The 11,043-nt window shown below is 72.5% G+C and carries 6 protein-coding genes and 1 pseudogene; 5 read left to right on the top strand and 2 right to left on the bottom strand.

Translation table 11 applies throughout. The features are described from left to right. Window positions 1–151 (top strand): annotated as a pseudogene (locus K6I33_RS23950) (sphingosine kinase); the annotation flags it as partial. A 44-nt stretch (window positions 152–195) separates the two neighbouring features. Beyond that, window positions 196–3,021, top strand: coding sequence for an RNA helicase (locus K6I33_RS23945; RefSeq protein ID WP_229356587.1), 2,826 nt, complete (start codon window positions 196–198; stop codon window positions 3,019–3,021). 49 nt (window positions 3,022–3,070) lie between these two features. Here K6I33_RS23945 and K6I33_RS23940 read toward each other — a convergent pair whose 3' ends face one another. Then, on the bottom strand, window positions 3,071–6,892 hold the full coding sequence (locus K6I33_RS23940) for a helix-turn-helix domain-containing protein (RefSeq protein ID WP_229356586.1): 3,822 nt from the start codon (window positions 6,890–6,892) through the stop codon (window positions 3,071–3,073). Between the two features lie 312 nt (window positions 6,893–7,204). Between K6I33_RS23940 and K6I33_RS23935 the strand changes: the two genes are divergently transcribed. From K6I33_RS23935 to K6I33_RS23925, 3 genes are all read left to right on the top strand, one after another. Further along, window positions 7,205–7,558 carry a hypothetical protein gene (locus K6I33_RS23935; protein ID WP_229356585.1) on the top strand — a complete coding sequence of 118 codons (354 nt, stop codon included), beginning with the start codon at window positions 7,205–7,207 and terminating at the stop codon, window positions 7,556–7,558. Between the two features lie 132 nt (window positions 7,559–7,690). After that, window positions 7,691–8,401 carry an ABC transporter ATP-binding protein gene (locus K6I33_RS23930; RefSeq protein WP_229356584.1) on the top strand — a complete coding sequence of 237 codons (711 nt, stop codon included), beginning with the start codon at window positions 7,691–7,693 and terminating at the stop codon, window positions 8,399–8,401. Then, window positions 8,398–10,623 (top strand): hypothetical protein, encoded by a 2,226-nt coding sequence (locus K6I33_RS23925; RefSeq protein ID WP_229356583.1) that lies wholly within the window; start codon window positions 8,398–8,400, stop codon window positions 10,621–10,623. Before K6I33_RS23930 ends, K6I33_RS23925 begins: the two co-directional genes overlap by 4 nt. Window positions 10,624–10,676: 53 nt before the next feature. On the opposite strand, the gene K6I33_RS23920 is transcribed toward K6I33_RS23925, so the two are convergent. After that, a partial coding sequence (locus tag K6I33_RS23920; RefSeq protein ID WP_229356582.1) for a LysR substrate-binding domain-containing protein occupies window positions 10,677–11,043 on the bottom strand: 367 nt, incomplete at its 5' end.

Below are 11,043 nucleotides of genomic sequence, written 5' to 3'. Positions count from 1 at the left end.
CACCCACCCCGCCGTGACCACCCACCGCGCCACCACGGTGACCCTCGAAGCGGACGGAATCACCGCCTACGCCGACGGCGAACCCCTGGGAACGCTGCCGCTCACCGCCGAGACCGTCCCGGCGGCGGTACGGCTCCTGGGAGCTCGATAAAGATCAGGTGGCTGTCGGAGGTCCCCGGTAGGCTCGTAGACAAGATGACCGAGGACATGTCCCCTGCTGAGCGCTACGCCCTGGCACGGCAGCGCGCCGCCGAGCAGGCCACCGCGCTCGCCCCTTTCCGCGAGATGTACGAATTCGAGCTCGACCCCTTCCAGATAGAGGCATGCAACGCCCTGGAGGCGGGCAAGGGCGTGCTGGTCGCGGCGCCGACCGGCTCCGGCAAGACCATCGTGGGCGAATTCGCCGTCCACCTGGCCCTCACCCAGGGCCGCAAGTGCTTCTACACCACGCCCATCAAGGCGCTCTCCAACCAGAAGTACAGCGATCTCGTCAAACGCTACGGCGCGGACAAGGTGGGCCTGCTCACCGGCGACAACAGCGTCAACGCCGAGGCCCCCGTGGTCGTCATGACCACCGAGGTCCTGCGCAACATGCTCTACGCCGGCTCGCAGGAGCTGATCGGCCTCGGCTACGTGGTCATGGACGAGGTCCACTACCTCTCCGACCGCTTCCGCGGCGCCGTCTGGGAAGAGGTGATCATCCACCTCCCCGAGTCCGTGACCCTGGTCTCCCTGTCGGCCACCGTCTCCAACGCCGAGGAGTTCGGCGACTGGCTCGACACCGTCCGCGGCGACACCCAGGTGATCGTCTCCGAGGAGCGCCCCGTCCCGCTCTGGCAGCACGTGCTCGCCGGCCGCCGGATGTACGACCTCTTCGAGGAGGAGACCGACCACGGCGGCCGCGGCGCCGCCCGCCGCGAGGTCAACCCCGACCTGCTGCGCATGGCCCGCATGGAGAACAGCCGCGTCTACAACCCGCGCGAGCGCCGCCGCGGCAAGATGATCCGCGAGGCCGACCGCGAGCGCGAGCGCCGCCAGCGCAGCCGCATCTGGACCCCCGGCCGCCCCGAGGTCATCGAGCGGCTCGACGCCGAGGGCCTGCTGCCCGCCATCACCTTCATCTTCAGCCGCGCCGGCTGCGAGGCCGCCGTCCAGCAGTGCCTCTACGCCGGCCTGCGGCTCAACGACGACGAGGCGCGCGCCAAGGTCCGCGCCATCGTCGAGGAGCGCACCGCCGCCATCCCCGACGAGGACCTCCACGTCCTCGGCTACTTCGACTGGCTCGAGGGCCTGGAGCGCGGCATCGCCGCCCACCACGCGGGCATGCTGCCGACCTTCAAGGAGGTCGTCGAGGAGCTCTTCGTCAAGGGCCTCGTCAAGGCCGTCTTCGCCACCGAGACCCTGGCGCTCGGTATCAACATGCCCGCCCGCTCGGTCGTGCTGGAGAAGCTCGTCAAGTGGAACGGCGAACAGCACGCCGACATCACCCCCGGCGAGTACACCCAGCTCACCGGCCGCGCCGGCCGCCGTGGCATCGACGTCGAGGGCCACGCCGTGGTCCTGTGGCAGCGCGGCATGGACCCCGCCGCCCTCGCCGGCCTGGCCGGCACCCGCACGTACCCGCTGCGCTCCAGCTTCAAGCCGTCGTACAACATGGCGGTCAACCTGGTCTCGCAGTTCGGCCGGCACCGCTCCCGCGAGCTGCTGGAGACCTCCTTCGCCCAGTTCCAGGCGGACAAGTCCGTCGTCGGCATCTCCCGCCAGGTCCAGAAGAACGAGGAGGGCCTCGCCGGCTACCGCGAGGCCATCGAGTGCCACCTCGGCGACTTCGAGGAGTACGCCCGGCTGCGCCGCGAGCTGAAGGACCGTGAGACCGAGCTCGCCAAGCAGGGCGCCACCCAGCGCCGGGCCGCCGCCGCGGCCGCCCTGGAGCGGCTCAAGCCCGGCGACGTCATCCACGTCCCCACCGGCAAGTTCGCCGGCCTGGCCCTGGTCCTCGACCCGGGCCTGCCGCCCGGCCGCTCCGACCGCCACCGCGGCTTCGACCACCACGACGGCCCGCGCCCGCTCGTCCTCACCGCCGAGCGGCAGGTCAAGCGGCTCGCCTCGATCGACTTCCCGGTGCCGGTCGAGCCGCTGGAGCGGATGCGCATCCCCCGCTCCTTCAACCCGCGCAGCCCCCAGTCCCGCCGCGACCTCGCCTCCGCCCTGCGCACCAAGGCCGGGCACATAGTCCCCGACCGGCACCGCAAGGGCCGGGCCCCCGCCGCCGACGACCGCGAGATCTCCCGGCTGCGCACCGCCATCCGCTCCCACCCCTGCCACGGCTGCGACGAGCGAGAGGACCACGCCCGCTGGGCCGAGCGCTACCACCGCCTCCAGCGCGACACCCGCCAGCTGGAGCGGCGCATCGAGGGCCGTACGAACACCATCGCCCGCACCTTCGACCGCATCTGCGCCCTCCTGACCGACCTCGACTACCTCCACGGCGACGAGGTCACCGAGGACGGCCGCCGCCTCGCCCGCCTCTACGGCGAGCTCGACCTGCTCGCCTCCGAGTGCCTCCGCGAGGGCGTCTGGGACGGCCTCAAGCCCGCCGAGCTGGCCGCCTGCGCCTCCGCCCTGGTCTACGAGGCCCGCGTCGCGGACGACGCCGCCCCGCCGAAACTCCCCGCCGGCCCCGCGAAGGACGCCCTCGGCGAGATGGTCCGCATCTGGGGCCGCCTCGACGCCCTGGAGGAACAGCACAAGATCAACCAGGCGGAGGGCGTCGGCCAGCGCGAACCCGACCTCGGCTTCGCCTGGCCCGCCTACCGCTGGGCCTCCGGCCACGGCCTGGACGAGGTCCTGCGCGAGATCGAGATGCCCGCCGGCGACTTCGTCCGCTGGACGAAGCAGCTCATCGACGTCCTGGGCCAGATCGCGGCCGCGGCCCCGGCCGGCAGCCCGGTCACCCGCAACGCCCGCAAGGCGGTCGAGGGGCTGCTGCGGGGGGTCGTGGCGTACTCGTCGGTGGGGTGAGACGGAGCGGGAGACGCGCTGCGCGGCACCGCGCAGCGTCCCCGGCCGCCTACGCGCAGGGCGTGTCCCGGGGGAGACCGGGAATGAGCCGTCCCCAGCGGTGCTTCCTGCCGAGCTCGCACACCTGCCCGGCCACGTCGTCGGGTACGAGGGCCCACAGTCGTGCCGAGCCGTCCACGCTCGCGGTGACCAGGGTCCGGCCGTCCGGAGAGAAGGCCGGTGACGTCTGGGACGTCCCTGTCGTGAGCACGGCCCTGGTCCGGCGTCCGGCCGGGTCCCACAGCCGGATCGTGTGGTCACCACTGGTGGTGGCCAGCGTCCGGCCGTCAGGGGAGAACGCCAGCCCACGGACATTGAGGGTGTGACCGGTCAGGGTGGCGGTCCTCCTGCGCGTGGACACGGCCCACAGCCTCACGGACCGGTCTTTGCAGGCGGTGGCCAGTGTCCGGCCGTCGGGAGAGAAGGCCACCGCCGAGACCGTATCGGGGTGGCTGAAGGCCGCCAGGCTTCGGCGCGTACGCGTGTCCCAGAGCCGTGCCGTGCCGTCGGCGCCGGCGGTGGCCAGTGTGTGCCCGTCGGGGCTGAACACCATGTCGATGATGTCCCGTCGATGTCCGGTGAGCGCGGAGATCTGACGGAGCGTGGCCGTGTCCCATAGCCGTGCGGTGCCGTCGGCACCGGCGGTGGCGAGGACGCGGCCGTCGGGGGAGTAGGCCACCGCGTTGACCGGCCCGGCGTCCCCTGACAGGGCCGCCGTCTGCCGCTGGGTGGTCGTGTCCCAGAAGCGCACGGAGCCCTTGTCGTCCACGCCGGCCAGTCCGTGGCCGTCGGGTGTGAAAGCGAGCCGGCTCAAGCCCGCGGTGCTTCCGGTGAAGGCCGCCAGCGGCCGCAGGGTGCGGGTGTCCCTCAGCCTGATCGTGCCCCGCGCGTCACCGATGGCGAGGACGCCGCCGTCGGGGCTGAAACGGGCGACTGCGTCACGAACGGGCCGCCCGGACAGGGTGCCGAGCCGATTGCGCGTGGACACCTCCCACAGATCGGCGAAGGCGACGCCGGTATTGGCCGTGACCAGGGTGTGCCCGTCCGGTGAGAAGGCCACCGCTGTGACGACGTCCTCGTCGGCGCAGGCGTCGAGTGCGGCGACCGGTTCTCCCGTCGCGACGTCCCACAGACGCGCCGTGCGGTCGTAGCCGCCGGAGGCGACCGTCCGGCCGTCGGGTGAGAACGCCACGCCGGAGACGGATTGCGTGTGCCCGGTGAGCGTTGCGGTCTGCCGGTGGGCGGGGACGTCCCACAGACGGACGGTGCGGTCCCTGCTCGTGGTGGCCAGTGTCCGGCCGTCGGGTGAGAACGCCACGCCCTGCAGGGTGTCGGTGTGGCCGGTCAGTGTGGCCCGGAGCGTCCGCGAGGCGACGTCCCAGAGACGTGCCGTGCGGTCGGAGCCGACCGAGGCCAGGGTGTGCCCGTCCGGTGAGAACGCCACTCCGTAGAGGAAGTCCGTGTGTCCTGTGAGCGCGGCGACCTGCCGTTGGGCGCCGACATCCCACAGGCGTACGGTGCGGTCGAATCCGGCGGTGGCCACGGTATGCCCGTCGGGGGAGAAAGCGACCGAGGTGACCGCGTCACGATGCCCGAGCAGGGTGGTGATCAAGCGGTGCGTGGTGACGTCCCAGAGCTTCACGCTTCGGTCCACGCCCACCGTGGCCAGTGTCCTGCCGTCGGGTGAGAACGCCACGCCCTCCACTGAATCGGTGTGTCCGGACAGCGTGGCGAGCACCTCACGGGTGGCCGTGTCCCACAGCTTTACGCTGTGATCCGCGCTCGCGGTGGCCAGCATCCGGCCGTCGGGGCTGAAAGCCACCGCGTTGACATGTCTGTCGTGCCCGGTGAGCTGCTGGGCGTGATACTGCGCGTACGCGCCGAGCAGACTGCTGCGGGCCTCGACGGTCGGTGCCTGCCGGTAACCGCTCAGGGCGGTGAGCATCGCCGCCTCCGGACGCCCGGCGGCCAGGGAATCGGCGCGGGCGGCGCGTTCACGGGAGACGGCGAGGCCGCGCTGGGTCTGGGCGGTCCGGTACTGCTGGAAGGCCACCACGCCGGCCACCAGCGCGAGGACGAGCAGCATCGCGAGGCCGGAGGCCAAGGCGCGCAGGCGCCGCACGCCGCGCTGCTGCCGCAGTTTCTCGGCCGTTCCCCGCTCGATACTGGCTTCGAGGTATGCGCGGGCCGTAGGGGTGAGAGCGGCCCCGCTCTCCGGATCCTTGAGCCATCTGCCGGCCGCGGCCAGCAGGCTGCCCCGGTAGAGGAGGCCCTCGTCGCGGCCTGCGCTCTCCCACATCGCGGCGGAGTCCGCGACGAGTTGACGGCCGCGCAGTTCGGCCCTGTCGTTCTCGATCCACCGGCGCAGCCGGGGCCAGGCGTGGAGGAGGATCTCGTGCGCCAGCTCCACGTGGTCGGTGTCCATGGTCAGCAGACGGGCGTGGGTGAAGACCTCGAGGACGGTTCCGACCGTCTCCTGTGACGGGCCGCTGCCCAACAGCTCCTCGCGGCGGGTGCGATGGCCGGTCTCCTTCTCCGCTCCGACGTGGACGAGCTGGAGCAGGACACGTTGGGCCACCACTCGCTGTTCCGGGCCCAGCGAGGTGTAGGCGCGCTCCGCGGTCGCGGCCACTGCCCCGGAGACACCCCCGGTCAGCCGGTAGCCGGCCACCGTCAACGTGGCGTTCTCCCGATGCTGCCAGGTGCCGAGGAGGGCGTGGGAGAGCAGAGGGAGCGCCCCGGCACCGGGGACGCCGGTGTCCCCCGTACCGACGGGCGTGAGGCCGATGTCCCGCAACAGGACCTCGACCAGCCCCGGTTCCACCTTCAGGCCGGCTTCACGAGCGGGCGCGACGATGGCGTCGCGCAACTGGGCGTCACTCATCGGTCCCAGAGTGACGTGGCCGTGCTGGAGGGAGGTCGCCAGCCCGGGATGCGCCAGGCAGCGGTCGTAGAAGTCCGCCCGGGCTCCCAGGACGACCAGAGCGGTCGGTACCCCGTCCCCGGCGTCCTGCCGGTCTCCGGCCAGGGCGAGCAAGGCCGCCACGAAGGAGAGGCGTTCGGATACGTCGTGGCAGAGGGTGAACGTCTCCTCGAACTGGTCCACCACGATCACCGGAGCGATCCGGGCCTCGGAGTCTGCGGGACGCAAGCCGTCCGTGGCGGCGCGCACCGTCGCGGCCAGGGTTCCGGGACCGTCCTCCAGAGCTTTGCCGAGCAGCCGGCGCGGGGCCCCGGTCGCCTTCGCCAACCGGTCCAGGAGCTCCTCGACGGGACGGTCGCCCGGAGTGAGCAGGATGACCGGCCAGGCGTGCGAACCGGGGACGGGCAGCACCCCGCGCCGCAACGCGGGCACCAGCCCCGCCCGTAACAAGGAGGACTTGCCCGCGCCGGAAGGTGCCATGACCATCAGGGGCCCCGGGGCCCGGAGCCGCTCCGTCAGCCGGGAGACCACACCGGCGACGGCTTCGTCGCGCCCGAAGAACCAGCGGGCGTCCTCGGCCCCGAACGGGGACAGCCCCCGATAGGGGCAGGCCCCCTCGTCCCGCGGCCGGGACCCGCCGCCGGACTCCGGTGTCCCGACGAGCAGCTGGAGCACTCCGCCGGTGTCCAGAGCCTGGTCGCAGGCCCGTGCGAGGTCCGGGGTCAGTGGCTTCTCGCCGTTCTCGACCTTGCTCAGGTAGCCCTTGCTGTAGAACGCCGACCGGGCCAGCTTGGCCAGCGGCACCCCGCGTTCGAGACGCAGCCGCCGTAACCGCTCGCCGGCGTGCTCCGTCCCCGAGGACGGAGTGTCGACGGCCGGACCACCGGCTCCGTGGCCTCTGCCTTCCACTGACTGGTCCCCTCCCCGGGGCGTCGGTCCACCCCCCTTGAAGATCATTTCAGTGTCGGCTGGGGAGGATCAACGGCACTTTCGGGCGTGGTGCGAGTCGTTGCCGCGCCCTGGCCGAGGCCGGTCCCTCTGTTGATTCCGCGCAGGTCGGCGACTGTTTCCCGGTCACCTGTCCGGAGAGGAAACCGGGAAACGCCTCGACCGTCGGCCACCGCTCCGGCTGAACTGTCGATCAGCAGCCCGGCCGGGAGGCACGACCACCGGCCGACGGGTATTCACGGCTGCCTTGTTGAGACACATGAGGAGATGACGATGAAGCGGACAGTGGCCAAGAAGGCCGCGGCGTTCATGATCGCGGGAGTTGCTCTGCTGGGGGCCTCGCCGGCGTTCGCGTCGGACATGGGTTCGTTCTCGCCCGGCAAGGATGCCTACGCCTACTCCTACGGGACCAACACGAAGGTCGCGCTGAAGCAGAATGCCAACGGCAAGTCCCACACGGACCACATGCGCTCCGCGGGCGGCGGCGACGTGTACCACCTGTGGAACAAGAGCGGTCCGGGCACGACTCAGTACAGCGACTCCGGCAGCACGGTCATCCAGCTCCGTGCCTGCAACTGGGTTCCGGACAACGACGACGAGTGCGGCAGCTGGGCCTACCGCCAGTAGGGCGGCACTTGGCGTGAACCATCCGTCGCCGGAGCGCGCCGGGTGAGTATGCGGAACCGTGGGAGGGGTGCGGCCCAGCAGTCGCCCCTCCCACACTGCTGTACGGCCGATGAATGAGCGAGGAGAAACGCCGTGGGCCGAGGGACGGGCAACGGGGCCGGTGACGGCCGGGCATTGGCGTTACACGGTCTCAGATACGAGATCGCCGGCCGGGTGCTGCTGGACGGGGTGAGTCTTCAGGTCGCCGCGGGGGAGTCCGCGGCCGTGGTGGGGCCGAGCGGCAGCGGCAAGAGCACTCTGCTCGGCTGCGCCCTGGGACTCATCCGGCCCTCCGGAGGGTCGGTCGAGGTGGCCGGCGCCAATCTCACCCGGATGCGGCAGCGGCGGCTGGAGCGGCACCGGAGCGGTCATATCGGGGTGGTCTTCCAGTTCGGGGAGCTGCTGCCGGAGCTGACCCCGGTGGAGAACGTCGCACTGGCCGCGCTGCTCGGCGGGACCGGCACCCGGGAGGCGTACGCGCGCTCCGAGACCCTGCTGGCAGAACTGGGGGTTCCGTATCAGGGGGTGTCGACCGGCCATCTCTCGGGAGGGGAACGGCAACGCGTGGCGGTCGCCCGGGCGTTGGTCAACGAGCCCAGCGTTCTGCTGGCCGACGAGCCGACGGGGGCGCTGGACGCCGCCACGCGGGACGGCGTCACGGATCTGTTGTTCTCGGTGCCGAAGCGCTGGGGGTGCGCACTGGTCGTCGTCACGCACGACCCCGTCGTCGCCGGGCGGGCGGACCAGTGCTGGGCGCTCGAGGGCGCCACACTCGTACGGCGCGACACGGGGGTCCGGCGATGAGCGGATCCACGCTTCGGCGGCAGCTGTGGCGGATGGGGAGGGCGTCCGCCCGGCGCGCGGGCGGCGGCCAAGTGCGGGCTGTGGCCCTGCTCCTGGCGGCGGCGACGCTGGCCCTCGGCCTGTCCGCCATCGTGGCGGTCCAGGCCTCCTACGACGGGATCCACTCCCGGTCCTCGCACCGGGGCCTGCAGTATCAGGAGGCCCATCCCGGCCGGAAGCCGGTGACCCTGGCCATCAACGGCTTCGACGTCGCGGGGGACCTCCAGCACAGCATCGTCTACCTTCGCCCGCTGTCGTGGGACGCGCCGTTGCCCCCGGGAATCGACCGCTGGCCCGCCCCGGGCGAGGCCGTTCTCTCTCCGGGACTCGTCCGGGCGCTCAAGGCCGAGGGCGCGCCGGACCGCTTCGGCAGGGTCGTCGGCTCGATCCGTGACGAAGGGCTGGCCGGCCCGGGTGAACGCTACGGTTACGTCAACCCCCGGGACGAACAGCTCAACGCGAAGGGCTCGTTGCCCGTGGTCGGCTTCGGCGGTCCCGGCGCGTCGGTCTCGGGCGATCCGCTGTTCATCAAGGACCAGGGGCGCTTGCTCACCGCGCTCTATCTGATCCTGCTGCCCGCCGGTGTGCTCGCCGTGGTCGCCGTGCGGATGGGCTCCGCGGGGCGGGACAGGCGTACGGCGTTGGTGAGCGCCCTGGGCGGCGGCTGGTCGGCACGGGCATGGCTGAACATCGGTGAATCGGCGGTGCCCGTAGTGGTCGGCGCGGCGCTGGGCACCCTTCCCGGCCTCCTGGTGGGGGCCACCGGGGACGTCCGGCTTCCCTGGATCGACTACTGGCTGTCCTCGGCCGATCTGCGCCGCTGGTGGTGGGAGCTGACCCTGGCCGGGGTCGCGGCCGTCGCGGCTCTCCTGCTGCTCGTCTGCCTGATGCACCGCACGGGCAACCGGGGCGCGGCGCGGTCGACCCGGCTGGCCGCCCGAGGCGGCCGGGCGATCCGCTGGGCGGCGATGGCGTGCCCGCTCCTGCTGTTCGCGACCGTCTGGGGACCGGCGCAGCTGGACCCCGCCCAGTTCGCCGACCTGAGGATGAAGCTCTACAACACGGGCGTGATCGCCGTGCTGGCCACTCTGCCGTGCGCCGTAGCGGTGGCCGCGGCCACCGTCGGGAGGAAGCTGGCCGGGCTGGCGCGGCGGACCGGCAGCGCGGGAGCGCTCGTCGCGGGTCGGCACGCCGCGGCGCACCCGGGGGTCACGGCGCGCCTCGTCGCCGGGGTGGGCATCGCCATGGTCGTGGTCAGCCAGGTGCAGCTCACCAGCCTGCAGTTCGGGGAGACCGCCCGGGCCGCGCGCGCCACGGCGAGCCGCATCGGCAGCAGCGTACTGATCCTGGAACTGCGCATGGACCGCCTGACGCCGCAGCAGGCGTCGACCGTGCTCGGTCACCTTCCCCCGGGCACCGTGACGCTCTCCCTGCGCCAGCCCGAGGACCCGCGCTCCGACGATCCCGTCCTGTTGCAGGGCTCCTGCCAGGCCCTGCGGGCGGTGCGGCTGTCCTGCGCGGCGGGCACGACGAGGGGGACGTCGGCCGGTGCCGACAAACGGATCGTGGAAGTCGTGCGCTGGACCAGCCCTGTCGCCGGAACGTTCGACGTGCGGCAAGGAGCCGTGCTCCCACGCGCGACGACCGGCGGCCCGCAGACCTTCCTCCTGGTCTCCGACGACGGCGGGGAGCTGCCCGAGGCCCGGATCAAGCAGTTGCTGCGGGACGATCTGCCGGTCGCCTCGGCGAGCGTCGATCCTCCCGGCGCGAGCTGGCTCGTCGGTTCGAACCTCTCGGCGGCCCACGGCCGGTGGATCGTCTTCCTCGGCGTGCCGGGAGTGCTGATCCTCGCCCTGGCGGTGGCCCTCGCCAACCTGGCGGAGTTCCTCCGGTTCAGCCGCATGGTGGCGCCGCTCAGCGTGCTCACCGGGAAGCGGCAGGTCTACTACTCGACAGCGGCCTGGGCGCTGCTCGCCCCGCTGTTGGCGGCCATCGCCGCGAGCCTGGTCGCGGCCGTATGGCTGGCCGTTCCGCAGGAGAATCCCGCTGTGGGCATCGAACTGTCGGGCGCGATGCTCACCGGCACGGCGGGGACCCTGGGCGTCCTGTCCGTCCTCACGTGGTGGTGGGGGTCCCGGGCGGCCATCGGGCAGGCCGCCCGGTGGCGGCCGTACGGCGACTGAGGAGGCGGTCGGCCCCGTCGGTGGCCCGATCGGCACCGCGGCCCGCGAACCGCCTACGCCCGGGTCCGCGTCAGCCCCAGCAGCTCCCGTGCCGGCCCCGTCGGCCGGTGGCCCGTGGGCCAGGCGGCGCGGAGGGCCCGGCTCAGGGAGAGCTCCCGTACCGGGATCTCGACCAGTCGGCGGGCCGCCAGTTCCTCGCCGATCGCGAGCTCGCTCAGGACGGACGGGCCCGCGCCGCTGACCGCGGCCGCCTTCGCGGCGGTGGTGGAGGCGAGTTCGAGGAGGGGTTCGGACAGGCCGCCGTGGGTGGCCAGGGCCGCGTCGAGGACCTGGCGGGTGCCCGAACCCCGTTCGCGGAGGATCAGCGGGGTGGCCGCCAGTTCGGCCGGCTCCAGGGGGGTGCGGCGGCGGGCCCAGGGG

The organism is Streptomyces sp. UNOB3_S3, from assembly GCF_020740895.1.
In the GTDB taxonomy this organism is placed as follows: Bacteria; Actinomycetota; Actinomycetes; order Streptomycetales; family Streptomycetaceae; genus Streptomyces.
Note: the sequence above shows the minus strand (reverse complement) of the source record. Positions and strands in the feature narration are given on the sequence as shown.